The organism is Nocardioides sp. CCNWLW216, from assembly GCF_037120545.1.
GTDB classification, from domain to species: Bacteria; Actinomycetota; Actinomycetes; order Propionibacteriales; family Nocardioidaceae; genus Nocardioides; species Nocardioides lianchengensis.
Window position 1 is genome coordinate 221,486 of sequence record NZ_JBBBBJ010000002.1, and the last position, 17,015, is coordinate 238,500.

A 17,015-nucleotide genomic window follows, 5' to 3' on the forward strand; every position below is an offset into this window, starting at 1 on the left:
GGTCGCCCGGTGATCGGGTCGGGTGGAGGCTATCAACCGGCCGGTGGCGCCATGCCTGTGGTCCGGGGGTCGAAGCCGAACGGCAGCTCCAGCCGGTTGGCGCGCATGAGCGCGTCGTCGGTCAGCACGTCGTACGTCGTCCCGTCGGCGACCACCGTGCCCTCGCTCAGGACGACCGAGCGCGGGCAGAGCTCCAGGGCGTACGGCAGGTCGTGGGTCACCATCAGCACGGTCACGTCGAGCGAGCGGAGGATGTCGGCGAGCTCGCGCCGCGACGCCGGGTCGAGGTTGGACGACGGCTCGTCGAGGACCAGGATCTCGGGCTCCATCGCCAGGACCGTCGCGACCGCGACCCGGCGCCGCTGGCCGAAGGAGAGGTGGTGAGGCGGCCGGTCGGCGAAGTCGGCCATGCCGACCAGGTCGAGGGCGTGCATGACCCGCCGCTGCAGCGCCTCGCCCTTGAGCCCGAGGTTCGCCGGCCCGAAGGCGACGTCCTGGCGCACCGAGGCCATGAAGAGCTGGTCGTCGGGGTCCTGGAAGACGATCCCGACCCGGCGTCGGATCTCCTGCACGTGCTTCCTCTCCACCGGGAGACCGCTCACGGCGACGGTGCCGGCACCCGCGGTGAGGATGCCGTTGAGGTGCAGCACCAGGGTCGTCTTGCCGGCGCCGTTGGGCCCGAGCAGCGCGACCCGCTCACCGCGGTGGACGTGCAGGTCGACGCCGAAGAGGGCCTGGTGACCGTCGGGGTAGGCGTAGGCCAGGCCCTGCACGTCGAGGACGGGGGCGGTCATGCCTGCTCCTCCGGCGAGGGCAGCTTCCCGGTGTAGCCGCGGGACACCATCGCGAGGTGCACCCGCTCCCCGCGCTCGTAGCTGCGGATGAAGAGGGCACCCAGGGAGCGGGCCAGGGCCGGCCAGTGCCGGGGCGAGCGGGGCTCGCAGCCGCGGGAGCGCATGGACACCATCATCCGCCCCATCTCGGCGGTGACGACGTCGAGGTAGCGGATCATGAAGCCCATGATCTGCACCAGCAGCTCGGGCATCCGCAGCCGCTGCAGCCCCGCGAGCACCGCGGTCGGCTCCGTCGTGGCCGCCATGGTCAGCGAGGCGAGCACGCCGAGGGTGCCCTTCGCGAGCAGTCCCCAGGCGGCGAGCAGCCCGGGCTCGGAGACGGTCAGCCCGAGCACCTCGGTGCGCGGACCGGTCGCGACGAACGGGACGAGCAGCGCGAACACGACGAACGGCACCTCGACGACCATCCGCTTCGCGAGGTAGCCGAACGGCACCCGGCTCAGCGCGATCACGCCGAGGAGGGCGGCGAGGTAGCCGGCGTACGCGGCGTACCACTCGCGGGGCGTGGCCACCACGACGAGCACGAAGGCCAGCAGCGCGAGGAGCTTCAGGTGCGCCGGCGCCCGGTGGACCGGACTGTGCCCGTGGAAGTGCAGGCGGTGGCCGTGACCGGCTCCCACTAGACGGTGGCCTCGTCCTTGTCGTCGGCGACAGTCTCCTCAGCAGGCGTACGACGGCGCACACCCCAGGCCAGCCCGCCGGCGATCCCCAGCACGAGCAGGACGCCGACCACGCCGGCCAGGCCGCCGCTGAGGCGCTCGTTGTCGACCCCCGAGGTCTGGTAGTCAGCCAGCGGGCTGTCGGCGGTCGGGCTGTCCTCGGCGGAGTCGAGGAAGCCGGTCTTGCCCGCGACGTACTCGAGGCCGTCGGGGTGGCTGCTGGCGTAGTAGCTGGCGACGCCCGCCACCAGCAGGGCCACGAGCAGGAAGGCGGCGAAGAAGCGACGGTTCCTCATGCGGCGACCTTCCGGATCTCGAGCTCGCGCCCGGCCAGCAGGCCGCGCGCCCCGTGGACCAGGTCCGGCCTCGCCGCGACCACCGAGCCGACGACGAGGAACGTGACCACCGCCTCGCCGACCCCGATGAGCAGGTGCCAGCCGACCATGGCGGTGAGGACCTTGCCGGTCTCGACAGGCGCCTGCCCGCCGATCGCGAAGAGCAGCGTGAAGACGGTCGCGGCGACGGGCACCGAGAGCAGCGCTCCGACGGCCGCGGCGGGCGCGATGCTGCCGAGCTTCTTCGGCAGGACCGCGCGGACGCCCGCGAAGACCAGCCAGCCGGTGGCGACGCCCACGACGCCCATCAGGGTGATGTTGGTGCCGAGCGCGGTGATGCCGCCGTCGGCCATGAAGAGGCCCTGGACGAGCAGCACCACCGAGATGCAGAGCACGCCGGTCCACGGCCCGACCAGCACCGCCGCGAGCGCCCCGCCCAGCAGGTGACCGCTGGTGCCGGCCCCGACCGGGAAGTTGATCATCTGGGCGGCGAAGACGAAGGCGGCCACGAGGCCGGCCATCGGCGCCGTACGGTCGTCCAGCTCGTTGCGGGCCTTGGTGAGCGCGAGGCCCACCACCCCGGCGGCGACCACACCGGTCGCGACCGACGTCGGCGCGTCGAGGAATCCGTCGGGGACGTGCACGGTGGGTGCTCCTGCGGTCGTGGGTAGATTCGGGTCCGTACCCGAACGCATCGACACTATCGCTGTTGCACACCATTTGCAGTAAGCGTCCAGGACCAGGAGACGAACGTTGAGCGACGCCGCCCGCCTCACCCCCGGTGACACCGCCCCGGAGTTCACCCTCACCGACGACACCGGCGCCGAGGTCGCCCTCGGCGACCTGCTCGGCAAGAAGGTGATCGTCTACTTCTACCCCGCCGCCATGACCCCCGGATGCACCAAGCAGGCCTGCGACTTCACCGACTCCCTCGACTCGCTCCAGGCCGCCGGCTACGAGGTCCTCGGCATCTCCCCCGACAAGCCCGAGAAGCTCGCGAAGTTCCGCGAGAAGGAGTCCCTCACCATCCGCCTCCTCTCCGACCCCGACAAGACGGTCATGAAGGAGTACGCCGCCTTCGGCGAGAAGAAGCTCTACGGCAAGGTCGTCGAGGGCGTCATCCGCTCCACGATCGTCGTCGACGAGGACGGCAAGGTCTTCCTCGCCCAGTACAACGTCAAGGCCACCGGCCACGTCGCGAAGCTCCGCAAGGACCTCGAGCTCAACGACGCCTGACCGATCTGCCACCACCGGTGGTCCGCTCAGAGCGCTGAGCGCAGCTCCCACAGCACCGGGAAGTACTTCAGCGGCACCCGCGAGCGCAGGTACGTCGATCCGCTCGACCCACCCGTGCCGGACTTGTCGCCGATCATCCGCTCGACCATGACGACGTGCCGCGCCCGCCAGCTGGCGGCGAGCTCGTCGTGCTGCAGCAGCGCCTCGGCGAGCGCCCAGATCACGGCGTACTGCGAGCGGTCGTGGGCCACGGTCCGCATCGAGTCGGCGACCTCGTCGTCCGAGCCGGCCGCCAGGCCGTGCGCGACCAGCACGCGGAGGAAGGCGTCCCAGAGCGTCGGCTCGACGAGCCGCTGGTCGAGGCGGGACCGCTCCAGGTCGGTGATCCCCCGGAACCGTTCGAGGTACGACGGGTCCTGCGCGCCGGACAGGAACTCCAACTCCCGGAACTGCACCGACTGGAAGCCGCTCGCCGGAGCCAGCCGCTGCCGGAACTCCAGGAAGTCCTGCGGGGTCATCGTCTCCAGCACGTCGACCTGCTGGACCAGGGTCCGCTCGATCACGTGCACCCGCTGCAGCAGGTGCTGCGCCCACCACAGCCGCTCCCCGTCGAGCATCGCGTCGCGGGCCGCGGTCACCTCGTGCAGCAGCTGCTTGAACCACAGCTCGTAGACCTGGTGGATGGTGATGAACAGCAGCTCGTCGTGCGCCGGCGGGTCCGACTCCAGGTGCTGGGCGTCGAGCAGCTGCGGCAGCCGGAGGTAGCTGCCGTAGGTCAGCTGCGCCCCCTGCTCCCCGAACGAGACGAAGTTCTCGGTGGTCATGTTCGCCAACTCTCCCACCTGCGGGCGCGTGAACCGCCAGGATGGGCCGCTCCGACCAAGGAGGGACCACGTTGGTACGACGACTCGCGGCCGCCGGAGCCGTGATGGCGCTCCTCGCGGGCTGCAGCGCGCTCGAGGGTTCCGGTGCCGTGCGCCAGCCTGCGCCTGACGGGTCCGACCTGTCCGACCGGCGGTTCACGAGCCGACCGGCCGCCACTCCCACGGCCGACTCCCGGCGGGCCGAACCGGCGGGCCCGACCGCGGCGCGGCGAGCCCTCCGGCGCGCGCTGCGAGACCTCTACGACGCGCAGTACGGCGAGTTCCAGACCCTGGTCCGGCTCGACGACCCCCGTGGCCGCACGATCGAGTACGAGCACCGGGGCACCTACGACCTGGTCGCGCTGCGCGCTGCGTACACCTCCTCGTTCAGGATCGGCGGGGACGGGGTGGAGCTCCAGGTCCGGTCCACCGACACCGACGCCTGGTTCGCCGTCACCGCGCTCGCGGGCAGCGAACAGCCCGACCGGACGTGCTGGATCCACCCCGACACCGACGTCGTCCGCGACGTCACCGGCCTCGACCTTCCGGTGACCCCGGGGGTCGGGCTCCCACCGCAGGTCGCCGGCCTCCTGACCGCCGAGGTCACGCAGCTGAACGGCTACGGGAGCCTGGTCGGTTCGACCGATCTCTACACCGCGGCCGGTCTGCTCGGCGGTGGCGTGCAGCGCTCCCTCGGCATCCCGTTCGACTCGCTCGCCCGGGTGCCGGCCGAGTTCTACCTGACCGGCGACCGGATCACGAGCTGGTCGGTCGACTACGACGACCTCGTCACCGCTGCCGACGAGGCGGGCTACCTGACCCGGCGGATGCGGCGCCAGGCGCGCAGTGCCTGGCCCCCGGGACAGAGCTCCCACCTCCTGACGGAGTTCTTCCGCGTCGGTGAGCCGTGGACCTACCGCCCTCCCCCGCCGCGCCGCACCATCGAGATGAGCGACGTGGACTCCTTCGAGTCGGCGATGAGGTCGTGCACGGGGGTCGGCCAGAGCCGGGCATGATGTCGGCCATGAGGTTCCGACACGAGCTCGTGTACGACGCCCCGCCCGCGGAGGTGTTCGCCATGCTGGCCGACCCGTCGTTCCGCGAGGCGGCCTGCGCGGCTCAGGACGTGATCTCCGCGGAGGTCACCCTGGAGCGCAGCGGGGAGGGATTCACGCTGACCATCGACCAGCAGCAGCGCACCGACGACCTGCCGTCGTTCGCGAAGGCGTTCGCCGGCGACTCGACGCAGGCGATCCAGCGCGAGGAGTGGCCCGACCAGCTCGGCGGCAGCCTGCGCATCGACGCCCCCGGCAAGCCGTCGTCGGTGGCGGGCAGCATCACCCTGTCCGCGGAGGGCACGGGCACCCGCGAGGTGGTCGAGCTGGAGCTGCGGATCAAGGTCCCGCTCATCGGCGGGAAGCTGGAGAGGCTGCTGGCCGAGAAGATCACCGCTGGCATGGACGCCGAGCACGAGGTGGGCGTCGCCTACCTCCGCAACACGACCGGGAAGAAGTGAGATGAGCAGGCGCATCAAGCACGAGCTGACGTACGACGCCCCGCTGGCCGCCGTGGCCGCGATGCTGGGCGACCCCGCCTTCCGCGAGGAGGTCTGCGAGCGCCAGCACGTGCTGCGACAGACGGTCTCGGTGACCCCGGCGGGCGCCGGCAAGGAGGTCGTCGTCGACCAGGTCCAGGCGGCGACGGGCATCCCGACGTTCGCGAAGAAGTTCGTCGGCGACGAGATCAACATCGTCCAGAAGGAGATCTGGACCGACGCCGAGCGCGGCGACATCTACGTGACGATCCCCGGCAAGCCCGGCGACATGAAGGGCACCGTCCGCCTCGAGGAGAGCGGCGGCCGCACCACCGAGACCGTGTCGCTCGAGATCAAGGTCGGCATCCCGCTGGTCGGCGGCAAGATCGAGGGCCTGATCGGCGACCTGCTGCTGAAGGCGCTGCAGCGGGAGAACGAGGTCGGGCGAGACTACCTGTCCCGCTGATCCTCGGCCGCCTCGGCGGTGCGGTCCTGCCGACGGCGTACGGCGACGACGATCCCGAGCACGACGAACGGGCCGAAGGCCAGCGCCAGCGTCAGCGCCTGCTCGACCGGGTGCAGCGCACCCATGTGCAGGGGAAGCACCACGATCAGCCCATGTAGGGGTAGCGGTAGTCGGTCGGCGGGACGAACGTCTCCTTGATCGAGCGCGGCGAGGTCCAGCGCAGCAGGTTGACCGCCGCGCCCGCCTTGTCGTTGGTGCCCGAGGCCCGCCCACCGCCGAACGGCTGCTGGCCCACGACCGCACCGGTCGGCTTGTCGTTGACGTAGAAGTTGCCGGCCGCGAAGCGCAGCTCCTCCTGCGCCCAGGTGATCGCCGCCCGGTCCCGGGCGATGACCGCCCCCGTCAGGGCGTACGGCGAGGCGCCCTCCAGCTGGCGGGTCACCTTCTCGAAGTCGGCGTCGTCGTAGACGTGCACGACGAGGATCGGGCCGAAGTACTCGGTGGAGAACATCTCGTCGGACGGGTCCGAGCCCTCGACGACCGTCGGTCGCACGAAGTACCCGACCGAGTCGTCGGTCTGCCCGCCGGCCAGCACGTCGAGCTTCCTCGACGAGCGCGCCCGGGCGATCGCCCGCTCGTGCTTGGCGAACGCCCGGTCGTCGATGACCGCGCCCATGAAGTGCGACAGGTCGGTCGGGTCGCCCATCGAGATCGCCTCGACCTCGGCCAGGAAGTCGTCCTTCATCCGCTTCCACACCGACCGGGCGACGTACGCGCGCGAGGCGGCGGAGCACTTCTGGCCCTGGAACTCGAAGGCCCCGCGGACCAGCGCGGTGCGGACGACGTCGGGGTCGGCGGACGGGTGCGCGAGCACGAAGTCCTTGCCGCCGGTCTCGCCCACGATGCGCGGGTAGGAGCGGTAGTTCTCGATGTTGTTCCCGACCGTGCGCCACAGGTGCTGGAAGGTCGGGGTCGAGCCGGTGAAGTGGATGCCGGCCAGGTCGGGCGAGGCCAGCGTGACCTCGGAGACGTCGATCCCGTCACCGGGGAGCATGTTGATGACACCCGGCGGCAGCCCGGCCTCCTCCAGCAGCTCCATGGTCAGCGACGCGGCGAGCTGCTGCGTCGGCGACGGCTTCCAGATCACCGTGTTGCCCATCAGCGCCGGCGCGGTCGGCAGGTTGCCGGCGATCGCGGTGAAGTTGAAGGGCGTGATCGCGTAGACGAAGCCCTCGAGCGGGCGGTGGTCGGTGCGGTTCCAGATGCCCGGGCTGTTCGCGATCGGCTGGTCGGCCAGGATGCCGCGCGCGTAGTGGACGTTGTAGCGCCAGAAGTCGATCAGCTCGCACGCCGAGTCGATCTCGGCCTGGAACGCCGTCTTGGACTGGCCGAGGACCGTGGCCGCGTTGATCCGCTGGCGCCACGGGCCCGCGAGCAGGTCCGCGGCCTTCAGCAGGACGGCGGCGCGCTCGTCGAACGGCAGCGCCCTCCAGTCGGCGGCCGCCGCCCCGGCCGCCTTCACCGCCGCCTTCGCGTCCGCCTGCGTGGAGGCCTTGAACGAGCCGAGGACGTGCTGGTGGTCGTGGGGCTGGACGACCTGGGTCTCCGCTCCTCCACCGGACTTCCAGCGGCCCCCGACGTACCCCTTCAGCGTGAGCTGCTTCTTCTCCAGCTTCGCGATCTCGACCAGCAGGGCCTCGCGCTCGGCGCTGCCCGGCGCGTAGGTGAGGTTGGGCTCGTTGGTGGGAGCCGGCGGGGAGGTGATGGCGTCCATGCCGCGACTCTCTCACCGCGGGGTCGTGCACTCAAAAGTCAGAACGCGGAGCCGTCGAGCAGGTGCGGGACCTCCTGGGTCGCGAACCAGGCCAGGTCGTCGTCGGGGTCGGCCCCCTCGAGCGCATCGGCGTGCACCGCGACGACCTGGCGCCACGCGACCGCGGCGTCCGGGTCGGCGGCCTCGCCGACCACCACCACCCGTCGACCGGGACCGTCCAGCAGCTCCGCGGCGGCCTCCCCGGCGGCGACGAGGGCGGCGTACTCGCCCTCCTCGGACTCGTCGGGGGCCACGAACCGCTCGGCGGAGGCCGGCACCTCGCCGGCGGCGACGTACGACGCCAGCCCGGCCAGCGTCGTCGGCACGTAGACGCGGGTGCTCACGGCTTCACCTTCCTCGCGGCCTTGCGGCGGCCCCGCGGCACCCGGGGACGCGCCCCGGTCACGGTGTCGAGCAGCTCGTCGAGGGCCTCGCGGAGGCACTGGCCGAGCACCTCGGCGTCCGGCACCAGGTCCCGGTCGGCGGTGAGGCCGTAGGACACGCGGCCGTCGTACGACGTGACGCCGATGGCGAGCGCGTGACCCGGCAGCAGCGGCGGCACGGGGTAGGTGCTGACCATCCGGGCGCCCGCGGCGTAGAGCGGGGACTGCGGGCCGGGCACGTTGGTGACCGTCAGCTGGAAGCCGCGGCCGCGCTCGGCCGCGGCGACCCGCGAGCCGATGGCGTGGAAGGTGGTCGGGGCGAATCCCGCGATCCCTGCCAGCCGGTTGGCGGCCACCCCGCGGCCGGTCTCCTTGTGCACCTTGAAGGAGTAGGAGACCTGGTGCAGCCGGACGACCGGGCTGGCCTCGCCGATCGGCAGCTCGACCAGGTGCGCGGCGATCTGGCTGCCGAGCGAGGTCGCCTCGAGCTCCTGGTCGATGACCGAGACCGGGACCACCGCCCGGATCTGGCGCAGGCCCGAGAGCGAACCCCGCGTCATCAGCCACGCGCGCAGCGCCCCGGTGACGGTGGCCAGGATGACGTCGTTGACGGTGCCGCCGTGGACGTCGCGGATCCGGCGGTAGTCCTGGAGGTCGGTGCACACCGCGACCACGCGGCGCTGCTGCGAGAGCTGGCCGGCGAACGGGCTCTCCCGCACGGGACGCCGGCCGGCGAGCCCGTTGACGACCCGCCCGGCCCGCTGCGCCGTGCTGTCGACACCACGCAGCACCGAGCCGGTGGTGCTGCGGACCGTGTCGAGCGCGGTGGTGCCGTCGCCGAGCGTGTCGCGCACCGCGCCCGCCAGCAGCGCGGCCGGGGACGGCCGTCGGCCGGGCGTCCACGCGTCGCCGCCGAGCTCCTTGGGCTCGGGCGTCATGTCGAGCAGGACCTGGCCGAGGTCGACGGTGTCGATGCCGTCGACCAGCACCTGGTGGGCCTTGTAGAGCAGGGCCACCTGCCCGTCGGCCAGCCCCTCGACGAAGTAGACCTCCCACAGCGGCCGGCTGCGGTCGAGGGGGCGCGACACGATCCGCGCGACCAGCTCCTGCAGCTGACCGAGGGTGCCGGGCCGGGGCAGCGCGGAGCGTCGTACGTGGTAGCCGATGTCGAAGTGCGTGTCGTCGACCCAGACCGGGTTCGCGACCCGGCCGGGGACCGCCTGGAGCCGCTGGCGGTAGCGCGGCACGAACGAGATCCGGTCGGAGATCAGGCGCACCAACCGGTCGTGGTCGAACCCCGACTCGCCCGGGTCGAAGATCTCGACGGTCGCGTTGTGCATCGGCGTGGTGGCGGACTCCTCCGCCAGGAGGGCGAGGTCCCGTGGCCGCAGCCGCTCGCTCATCCACCCCGCCTCTCGTCGCGCGTACGGGCCCCCGAGACCCCTTCGCTTGCTCTGCATGGGATTCTGGCAGACGTGCCACAGAAGATGAGGAACCGTCCGACGCGCCGAGTGCTCGCGAGCGCCGCGGTGATCGTCGCGACCCTGGCCCTGACCAGCGCCTGCGGTGACGAGGAGGAGCCGCCCGCCGGCAACGGTGAGCCGGTCTCGTTCGACATCACCTTCGACGGCGACACGGTGACGCCCCGCGGCGCCGAGGAGACCATCGCGAAGGGCAGCGACATCGAGCTCGTCGTCGAGGCGGACAAGCCCGGCGAGCTGCACGTCCACTCCTCCCCCGAGCAGCAGGTCGAGTACGGCGCCGGCACGACGACCATCCCGGTCAAGCTGGCCAACCAGGCCCCGGGCGTGGTCGACATCGAGTCGCACGACCTGGACCAGGTCGTGATCCGGCTGACCATCCGCTGAGGTGGCCCGACTCGACGGCAGCACGCTCGCCCACGGCATCGGCGGCGCGCAGGACCTGCCCATCTCGCCCGAGCTCGCGATCGCGGGCGCGGTCGCCGCGCTGACGGTCTCCTTCACCGTCCTCGCCGTCGCCTGGCGCACGCCCCGGTACGACGACGGCGAGACCGGTCGGCCTGCTCCCGGCTGGATCGACGCCCTGGTCGCGCACCCGGCGTTCCGCGTCGGCCTGCGGGTCCTGGGCATGGTGCTGTTCCTCTACACCGCGATGGCCGCCGTGTTCGGCCAGGACCGCGTCACCAACCCGTTCTTCGGCATCTTCTACGTCTGGTGGTGGGTGGGCCTGGTGCCCTTCTCGCTGCTCCTCGGCCCGGTGTGGAAAGCGATCAGCCCGGTCCGCACCATCAACCTCGCGTTCGCCAAGGTCTCCGGCGGCGACCCCGACGAGGGCATCTTCCGCTACCCCGAGCGGCTCGGCTACTGGCCCGCCGCCGTGGGCCTCTTCGCCTTCGTATGGATGGAGCTGGTCTACCCCTACTCCACCGAGCTCGGCCCGGTCCGCCTGTGGTGCGCCGTGTACGTCGCCGCAATGCTGCTCGGCGGCGCTCTGTTCGGCAACACCTTCTACGAGCGGGCCGACCCCTTCGAGGTCTACTCCAGCCTGGTCGCCAAGATGTCGGTCTGGGGCACCCGCGGCGGGCGGGTGGTGGTCCGCAGCCCGCTCGCGAACCTCTCCACCGTGGTGGCCCGCCCCGGCCTGGTGGCCGTCACGGCCGTGCTCTTCGGCAGCACGGCCTTCGACTCGTTCCGCGACTCCACGACCTGGCTGAACTTCCTCCAGGAACACGACATCATCACGACCAACGGCGCGGTCGGACCCGACACCGCGGCGGCGATCGCCAACAACCTGGCGCTGCTGACCTTCTGCGCCGGCATCGGCATCATCTTCGCGCTCGCGACGATGGCGACCGGAGTCGACCCGGAGATCGACCGACGCAGCCTCCCCAACCGGTTCGCCCACTCGATCGTGCCGATCATCGTCGGCTACATCGTGGCCCACTACCTGACCTACTTCGTCGAGGTCGGCCAGCTGACCCTGATCCTGGCCAGCGACCCGTTCGGCGACGGCAGCAACTACCTCGGCACCGGCGACCTGCAGGTCAACTACTGGCTCTCCTACCACCCGACGCTGCTGGCCAACACGAAGGTGGCCGCGGTCGTCGTCGGGCACGTGCTGGGTGTGATCGCTGCGCACGACCGGGCGATCAAGGTGCTCCCGGCGCGCCACCAGCTGACCGGTCAGCTCCCGCTGCTGTTCGCGATGGTCGGCTTCACCGCAGGAGGCCTCTTCCTGCTCTTCGCCGCCTGAGCCGTCCGACCGTCGCCGGCGCCGCCGGCCCCACCAGCCCGTCGGCGACGGCCGCGATCGCGCGGACGACGGGCGAGTCGCCCTGAGCGACCAGGGTGCTGCCCGTGACCAGCGCCCGGTCGACGGTGACCCGGTCGTCGGGCACGAAGTGCAGGCTCTCGTGGCGGACGAACCCGGCAACCATCCCGGCGACGTCGCGCTCGGACCAGCCGAGCGAGGTGCGCATCCGGTTGACCACGACGCGCACGGGGGTGCCCGGCAGGCGCTCACGCAGCTCGACCAGGCCGCGGGCCAGCCGCGACAGGCCGACCGGGTCGGCGGACCCGACGACGATCACCTCGTCGGCCGCGTCGAGGGCCTCCAGGGTGAGCTGGTGCCGACCGGGGCGGGACCCGAGGTCGCCCGATCCGTCGTCCTCGAGGACCGGACCGGTGTCGACCACCACCTGTCCCTGGGCGCTCGCCAGGCCCAGCAGGTGCTCGACGACCCCGGGCCGGACCTCCACCCAGCGGTCCGGCCGCGGCAGTCCGGTCACCACCGTCAGCTGCCGGTCGAGGGCGCGCTGGACCGACGGCAGCCCCTCCTCCAGGTCGCCGGTCGAGGCGAGCCGGGCGGCCGAGAGCAGCCCGGACACCTCGTCGAGGACGCCGAGCTGCTGGGCCACGCTGGCCGACACCGGGTCGGCGTCGACCAGCGTCGTACGACGCTCGCGCCGGGCCAGCTCGGCGGCCAGCCCGGTGGCCAGCGTCGTGCGGCCCGGGGAGCCCGGCGGCCCCCACACGACCACCACCCGGCCCGGGGCCGGTGGCGGCTCGGCCGGTGGTGGCCCGTCGGGCCCGACCGGCTCCGGGGCCGCGACAGAGGGCTCGAGCGCCGGCTCGGCGGCCGCGATCACGGTCCGAGACAGCACGTCCAGGTCGGTCTCGGCCAGCACGCTGCGGACGCCGATCCGGGTGGCCCGGAGCCGGGCCGCCTCGTCGGGCACGCCGGCCGGGGCGACCGCGACCGGCGCGACGCCGTGCCGGTGCAGGTGGTCGACGGCCGAGCGGTCGAGGCCCGGGGCGTCGAGCGCGAGGACCGCGACGTCGGACTGACCCGCCGACGCGACCGCAAGCAGGTCGTCGACGTCCACGCAGCGCTTCAGGACCACGATCCCGGCGGTCTCGTTGAGGCGGCCGATCGCCGCGGACTCCCAGTCCGCCCCCGCGGCGACGACGAGCACGACGGTCGCCCCGCCCACCCCGGTCGGCACCGCTCAGCCCCGCCGTACGACCGTCAGGACCGGGTCCGCCACGGCACCCACAGCCTCGAAGTAGCGAGCCACGTCGGGCTCGGCGACCGCCAGCACCAGCTGCCGCCGACCACCGGTCGCCAGGCCCGAGCCGGCGGCCGGCGCGTCGACGACGGTGGCCTCCTCCAGGAGCAGGCCCGCGGGAGCCGAACCGGCCTCGGCGGCCTCGACCGCCCCCGCCGGACGCGGAACGCTGAGGTAGACGCTCACCACCGACCCGGACCGGACCGACGCCGGCACCAGTGCGGGGTCGACCGAGATCGGCAGCTCGAGGCTGCCGCTCTCCCCGACCGTGCCGACCGCCCCGCGGGGCAGCAGCTCGCCCGCCCCGACCGCCCGGGTCAGCTCGAGGTCGGCGGGCAGCTCGTCGTCGACGGTGAAGTAGCCGGCGAGGTCCTCGTCGTCGCCGAAGCGGACGCGGTGGGCCACCAGGTCGGGCTCCCCGACCCGGTCGCCCGGTCCCATCTCGGCGGACACCGCCCAGACCTGCACCGTGTCGTCGGCGGCGGCCAGCAGCCGACCCCCGGCGACGACGGACACCGCGACGATCGCCACGCCGACCCAGAGGCGCGGGTCGCGCCATCCCGACGTCGTGGACCGCACCGCGGGCGGCGGCAGCTGCGTGGTGGGGACACCCGGACTCCTCGACACGGCGCCATCATGCCCACCCGAACGGGTGGAGACACCCGCCTCTCCACAGGACCCCTCTCCACAGGCGGCGGGTGCTGCCGACGTCCCCGCCGCCCTAGGTGCGACGATGACCCCATGGCCGGAACGCCCCGCTTCCTCACGCTCGCCGACGTGGCCGAGGTGCTCAACACCTCCAGCGCGCAGGTCTACGCGCTCGTGCGCCGCGGCGACCTGCCCGCCATCAAGATCGGCGGGCGCGGCCAGTGGCGCGTCGAGGGCTCGGTCCTCGAGGAGTACATCCAGCGGATGTACACCGAGACCGCCCAGTTCGTCGACCAGCACCCGTTCGTCGAGGCCGAGCAGGACCAGCCCTCCGAGCAGGTCTAGCCGACCTCGGAGTCGAGGGTGACCTCGACGGTCTCCTCGTCGTCCCCGCGCCGGATGGTGAACTCCAGCGTCTCGCCGGGCTGGTGCGAGCGGATCGCCACGATCAGCGCGATGCCGTCGGTGACCCGCGAACCCTCGACGGCCACGATCACGTCGCCCTTGCGCAGGCCGCTCTCCTCCGCCGGGGTGCCGTCGTTGACCTCGTCGATCTCGGCGCCCGCCCCGCTGCCGCGCTGACCGGTCTGGACCTGCGCCCCGATCACGGGGTAGCGCGCCTCGCCGCTCTTGAGGATCTGGTCGGCGGTGATCCGCACCTGCTCGACCGGGATCGCGAAGCCGACACCGATGTTGCCGGACTCGGTGCCGAAGCCGCTGCCGCCCGTGGTGGCGATGGCCGAGTTCACGCCCACGACCTGACCCCGCAGGTTGACCAGCGGACCGCCCGAGTTGCCCGGGTTGATGGCCGCGTCGGTCTGCACCGCGTTGATGTACGACGACTCGCTGGCCGCGTCGCCCGTCGACACCGGGCGCTGCAGGGCGCTGACGATGCCGGCCGTGACCGTCGAGCTGAGACCGAGCGGGGAGCCGATGGCCACCACGCCCTCCCCGACCCGCAGCGAGCGCGAGGCGCCGAGGGCGGCCGGCGCCAGCTCCTTGGCCTCCTCGGAGTAGAGCACCGCGAGGTCGTAGACCGGGCTGCGGCCCACGACCGTCGCCTCGTAGCGGTTGCCGTCCTGGTCGACGATCGCGATCGGACCGTCCTCCTTCGCGGCGTCGGCGACGACGTGGTTGTTGGTGACGACGTGGCCCTGGCGGTCCAGCACGAAGCCGGAGCCGGTGGCGCCGTTCGCCTGGCCCTCGAACTCGGCGGAGATCTGGACGGTGCTCGGCAACAGCTCCTGCGCGACCGCGGCGATCGAGCCGTCGTCGGCCGGCAGCGGGGGCGTCTCGACGACGTCGACCCCGGCCAGCCCCTCGCTCACCGAGCCGGGTCCGTCGTGGTCGTTGAGCTCGTCGTACACGACCGAGCCCACCACGCCCCCGGCGAGGCCGAGGACCAGCGCCAGGGCGGCGACCGACGGCCAGACCCACCCGCTGACCCGTCCGCGGTCCGCCGCGTGCCTCGGCGGCACCGGGGCGACCGGGAGCGGCTGGGTGCCGGGCGGGGGGAACGGCGGCCAGGAGGCGGCGGGCACCGGACCGGCCGGCGGCTGGTGGGTCGGCGGGACCCACGACGGGCCGCTGGGCCCGCTCGGCTGGGCGGGACCGATCGGCTGGGTGGCGTCGTCGTCCGCCCGGGAGTCGTCCGGCGGCGGCGTCTGGCCTGCGTCGTTCACGGCTCCATCATCACCTGTCGCCCGAAATGGCCGTCGGCCCGACCGCCTGCGGCGACCGGGTCAGGGCTGCCGGACGCTCCGCGTCGCCGGCAGCGGGGCCTGCGAGGTGGTGGAGTTCGGCAGCGAGGTGACCGGCGCCCGACGCTCGAGGTTGGGTGCGTCGGCCGGGGCGGTGCCGAGCACCAGCACGCCCATCACCGCGGCACCCACGGCGCCGCCACCGATCGCGGCGAGACCCGCCGTACGACGGGGTCGCGACTCGGGGCGTCCGCTCATCGCGAGGAAGAGGTCGCCCGGCGGGATGCCCATCTCGGCGGGACGGCAGTCGGGCGCGCCGAGCAACGAGCCCTTCAGCCCGGCCGGCGTGCAGCCGCCGTCGAGGGAGAGCCCGGCCAGCCGGGTCTTCACCCAGCCCTCACGCTCGACGAGGTCGCGACAGAGGTGGCACTGGTGGACGTGGGCCCAGGCACGCTCGGACTCCTCCGCCGAGAGCTGGCCGTCGAGCAGGGCGCTCGCGCGGGAGCCGAGGTGGCCGATCATGCGCGCCCCGGGAGGGCGATCGGGCCGGTGGCGGGACCGGAGTAGCGGGCGCGGCCGGCCCCCGGCGCGCGGTGGGCCAGCGCGGTGCGGAGCATCGCGCGGCCACGGTGGATGCGCGAGCGGACGGTGCCGAGCTTGGCGCCGAGGATCTCGGCGATCTCCTCGTAGGACAGGCCCTCGACGTCGCACAGCACGACCGCGGCCCGGAAGTCCGGCGGCAGGGTCGCGAGTGCCCGCTCCACGTCGTCGTCGAAGCGTTGGTCGGCGTAGGCGGCCTCGGGCGCCGGCGAGGCGCTGGTGAGCCGGTCGGCCCGCTCGTCGGAGAGCGCGTCGAAGCGGATCCGCTGCTTGCGGCGGGCCTGGTCGAGGAAGAGGTTGGTAGTGATCCGGTGCAGCCAGCCCTCGAAGGTGCCGGGCGTGTAGGTCGACAGCGAGCGGAAGACGCGGACGAAGACCTCCTGCGTGAGGTCCTCGGCGTCGTGGCGGTTGCCGGTCAGCCGGTAGGCGAGGCGGTAGACCCGGTCGGAGTGGCGCTCCACGATCTCGTCCCACGTGGGGACCGTCGTCGCACTCTCCTGCTGAACGTCCACGGGGACCCCTCTCGACCTGAACAACGTCCCGTCCCTCCGTACGCTAGGTCACCTTGCTGAAAGGACCCTGTGAGCCAGGATCCATCCGTGCCAACGAGCGGGCCTGCGGCCGTGTTCCCGGTCGGCACGGCGTGATCGCGATACGTTGAGCCGGTGACGACGCCCATCAACGCCGCGAGCTGGTCCTACTCAGAGGCGTACGTCGCCGAGGACGACGTGCTCGCCTCGGCCCGGTCGCGGGCCGAGGAGGTCGGCGTGACCGCCATCGGCTCCGGCGGCGGTGCCGCGCTGCGGTTCCTCGCCTCGGTCCTGGAGGCCCGGGCCGTGGTCGAGATCGGCACCGGCACCGGCGTGTCCGGCCTCTGGCTGCTGCGCGGCATGCGCGCCGACGGCGTGCTGACCACCGTCGACATCGAGGCCGAGCACCAGCGCCTGGCCCGCCAGTCGTTCACCGAGGCCCAGATCCCCAGCCAGCGTGCGCGCACCATCTCCGGCGCGGCCCTCGACGTACTCCCCCGGCTGACCGACGGCCACTACGACATCGTGTTCTGCGACGGCGACAAGCGCGAGTACGGCGCCTACCTGCGCGAGGCCCTCCGCCTGCTCCGACCCGGCGGCGTGGTGGCCTTCGACAACGCGCTCTGGCACGACCGGGTCGCCGACCCCGCCCGCCGCGACGAGGAGACCGTCGCCATCCGCGACCTGGGCCGCGAGGTTGCCGCCCACGACGAGCTGGTCCCGGTCCTGCTGCCCGTGGGTGACGGGCTGCTCCTCGCCAAGAAGGAGTGGACGCCGCAGGACTGAGGGCTGCCGGGCCGTTGTCCTACTTACCCGGTGATCAGGGGAAGTAGGACGCCTCCTGA

Annotated in this window: 22 protein-coding genes; 8 read left to right on the top strand and 14 right to left on the bottom strand. The window is 72.7% G+C overall.

Features of this window, described 5'->3' with window-relative positions:
- Nucleotides 1–32: 32 nt before the first annotated feature.
- Genes V7S47_RS05420 through V7S47_RS05435 form a run of 4 tightly spaced genes read right to left on the bottom strand, consistent with a single transcriptional unit; the run spans nt 33 to nt 2,492 of the window.
- Entirely contained in the window at nt 33–794 is a 762-nt protein-coding gene (locus V7S47_RS05420; protein ID WP_336560607.1) for an energy-coupling factor ABC transporter ATP-binding protein, read from the bottom strand.
- Entirely contained in the window at nt 791–1,474 is a 684-nt protein-coding gene (gene cbiQ / locus V7S47_RS05425; RefSeq protein WP_336560608.1) for a cobalt ECF transporter T component CbiQ, read from the bottom strand. The genes V7S47_RS05420 and cbiQ overlap by 4 nt, the downstream gene beginning before the upstream one ends.
- A complete protein-coding gene (locus V7S47_RS05430; protein WP_211752985.1) occupies nt 1,474–1,809 on the bottom strand; it encodes a PDGLE domain-containing protein in 336 nt (111 codons plus the stop codon). Before V7S47_RS05430 ends, cbiQ begins: the two co-directional genes overlap by 1 nt.
- A complete protein-coding gene (locus tag V7S47_RS05435) occupies nt 1,806–2,492 on the bottom strand; it encodes an energy-coupling factor ABC transporter permease (protein WP_336560609.1) in 687 nt (228 codons plus the stop codon). The genes V7S47_RS05430 and V7S47_RS05435 overlap by 4 nt, the downstream gene beginning before the upstream one ends.
- A 109-nt stretch (nt 2,493–2,601) precedes the next feature.
- On the opposite strand from V7S47_RS05435, the gene bcp reads away from it, so the two are divergent.
- Nucleotides 2,602–3,084 carry a thioredoxin-dependent thiol peroxidase gene (gene bcp / locus V7S47_RS05440; protein ID WP_336560610.1) on the top strand — a complete coding sequence of 161 codons (483 nt, stop codon included), beginning with the start codon at nt 2,602–2,604 and terminating at the stop codon, nt 3,082–3,084.
- Between the two features lie 26 nt (nt 3,085–3,110).
- Here the strand turns inward: bcp and V7S47_RS05445 are convergent, their stop codons facing one another.
- Nucleotides 3,111–3,908, bottom strand: a complete 798-nt coding sequence (locus tag V7S47_RS05445) for a tryptophan 2,3-dioxygenase family protein (RefSeq protein ID WP_336560611.1) — start codon at nt 3,906–3,908, stop codon at nt 3,111–3,113.
- A 149-nt stretch (nt 3,909–4,057) separates the two neighbouring features.
- Between V7S47_RS05445 and V7S47_RS05450 the strand changes: the two genes are divergently transcribed.
- From V7S47_RS05450 to V7S47_RS05460, 3 genes are read left to right on the top strand one after another with little or no spacing between them, the layout of a single operon-like run.
- Nucleotides 4,058–4,963: a hypothetical protein gene (locus V7S47_RS05450; RefSeq protein ID WP_336560612.1), complete on the top strand. Its 906-nt coding sequence runs from the start codon at nt 4,058–4,060 to the stop codon at nt 4,961–4,963.
- Between the two features lie 8 nt (nt 4,964–4,971).
- Nucleotides 4,972–5,463, top strand: coding sequence for a DUF2505 domain-containing protein (locus V7S47_RS05455; RefSeq protein ID WP_336560613.1), 492 nt, complete (start codon nt 4,972–4,974; stop codon nt 5,461–5,463).
- Nucleotide 5,464: 1 nt separating this feature from the next.
- Nucleotides 5,465–5,947, top strand: coding sequence for a DUF2505 domain-containing protein (locus tag V7S47_RS05460; RefSeq protein ID WP_336560614.1), 483 nt, complete (start codon nt 5,465–5,467; stop codon nt 5,945–5,947).
- Here the strand turns inward: V7S47_RS05460 and V7S47_RS05465 are convergent.
- Genes V7S47_RS05465 through V7S47_RS05480 form a run of 4 tightly spaced genes read right to left on the bottom strand, consistent with a single transcriptional unit; the run spans nt 5,932 to nt 9,546 of the window.
- Nucleotides 5,932–6,090: a hypothetical protein gene (locus V7S47_RS05465; protein WP_336560615.1), complete on the bottom strand. Its 159-nt coding sequence runs from the start codon at nt 6,088–6,090 to the stop codon at nt 5,932–5,934. The two genes, V7S47_RS05460 and V7S47_RS05465, sit on opposite strands and share 16 nt — an antisense overlap.
- A 2-nt stretch (nt 6,091–6,092) precedes the next feature.
- Nucleotides 6,093–7,721: an L-glutamate gamma-semialdehyde dehydrogenase gene (pruA, locus tag V7S47_RS05470; protein ID WP_336560616.1), complete on the bottom strand. Its 1,629-nt coding sequence runs from the start codon at nt 7,719–7,721 to the stop codon at nt 6,093–6,095.
- Between the two features lie 38 nt (nt 7,722–7,759).
- Nucleotides 7,760–8,104, bottom strand: a complete 345-nt coding sequence (locus V7S47_RS05475; protein ID WP_090857837.1) for a DUF6912 family protein — start codon at nt 8,102–8,104, stop codon at nt 7,760–7,762.
- On the bottom strand, nt 8,101–9,546 hold the full coding sequence (locus tag V7S47_RS05480; protein ID WP_336560617.1) for a WS/DGAT/MGAT family O-acyltransferase: 1,446 nt from the start codon (nt 9,544–9,546) through the stop codon (nt 8,101–8,103). The genes V7S47_RS05475 and V7S47_RS05480 overlap by 4 nt, the downstream gene beginning before the upstream one ends.
- An 84-nt stretch (nt 9,547–9,630) precedes the next feature.
- Here V7S47_RS05480 and V7S47_RS05485 point away from each other — a divergent pair, with 84 nt between their 5' ends.
- Nucleotides 9,631–10,011 (top strand): fimbrillin family protein, encoded by a 381-nt coding sequence (locus V7S47_RS05485; RefSeq protein ID WP_139175556.1) that lies wholly within the window; start codon nt 9,631–9,633, stop codon nt 10,009–10,011.
- A 1-nt stretch (nt 10,012) separates the two neighbouring features.
- Nucleotides 10,013–11,377 (top strand): hypothetical protein, encoded by a 1,365-nt coding sequence (locus V7S47_RS05490; protein WP_336560618.1) that lies wholly within the window; start codon nt 10,013–10,015, stop codon nt 11,375–11,377.
- On the opposite strand, the gene V7S47_RS05495 is transcribed toward V7S47_RS05490, so the two are convergent.
- Nucleotides 11,340–12,629, bottom strand: coding sequence for an AAA family ATPase (locus tag V7S47_RS05495; RefSeq protein ID WP_336560619.1), 1,290 nt, complete (start codon nt 12,627–12,629; stop codon nt 11,340–11,342). The genes V7S47_RS05490 and V7S47_RS05495 overlap by 38 nt on opposite strands.
- 3 nt (nt 12,630–12,632) lie before the next feature.
- Nucleotides 12,633–13,319, bottom strand: coding sequence for a hypothetical protein (locus V7S47_RS05500; protein ID WP_336560620.1), 687 nt, complete (start codon nt 13,317–13,319; stop codon nt 12,633–12,635).
- A 114-nt stretch (nt 13,320–13,433) separates the two neighbouring features.
- On the opposite strand from V7S47_RS05500, the gene V7S47_RS05505 reads away from it, so the two are divergent.
- Nucleotides 13,434–13,685: a helix-turn-helix domain-containing protein gene (locus tag V7S47_RS05505; protein WP_090857854.1), complete on the top strand. Its 252-nt coding sequence runs from the start codon at nt 13,434–13,436 to the stop codon at nt 13,683–13,685.
- On the opposite strand, the gene V7S47_RS05510 is transcribed toward V7S47_RS05505, so the two are convergent.
- From V7S47_RS05510 to sigE, 3 genes are read right to left on the bottom strand one after another with little or no spacing between them, the layout of a single operon-like run.
- Nucleotides 13,682–15,022, bottom strand: a complete 1,341-nt coding sequence (locus tag V7S47_RS05510) for a S1C family serine protease (RefSeq protein WP_336560621.1) — start codon at nt 15,020–15,022, stop codon at nt 13,682–13,684. The two genes, V7S47_RS05505 and V7S47_RS05510, sit on opposite strands and share 4 nt — an antisense overlap.
- Nucleotides 15,023–15,082: 60 nt before the next feature.
- Nucleotides 15,083–15,562, bottom strand: a complete 480-nt coding sequence (locus V7S47_RS05515) for a hypothetical protein (protein WP_336560622.1) — start codon at nt 15,560–15,562, stop codon at nt 15,083–15,085.
- The gene (gene sigE, locus V7S47_RS05520; RefSeq protein ID WP_090857863.1) at nt 15,559–16,152 is read right to left on the bottom strand and encodes an RNA polymerase sigma factor SigE; all 594 of its coding nucleotides are present in this window, start codon (nt 16,150–16,152) and stop codon (nt 15,559–15,561) included. Before sigE ends, V7S47_RS05515 begins: the two co-directional genes overlap by 4 nt.
- Nucleotides 16,153–16,305: 153 nt before the next feature.
- On the opposite strand from sigE, the gene V7S47_RS05525 reads away from it, so the two are divergent.
- Nucleotides 16,306–16,956 (top strand): O-methyltransferase, encoded by a 651-nt coding sequence (locus V7S47_RS05525; RefSeq protein ID WP_336560623.1) that lies wholly within the window; start codon nt 16,306–16,308, stop codon nt 16,954–16,956.
- Nucleotides 16,957–17,015 lie beyond the last annotated feature (59 nt).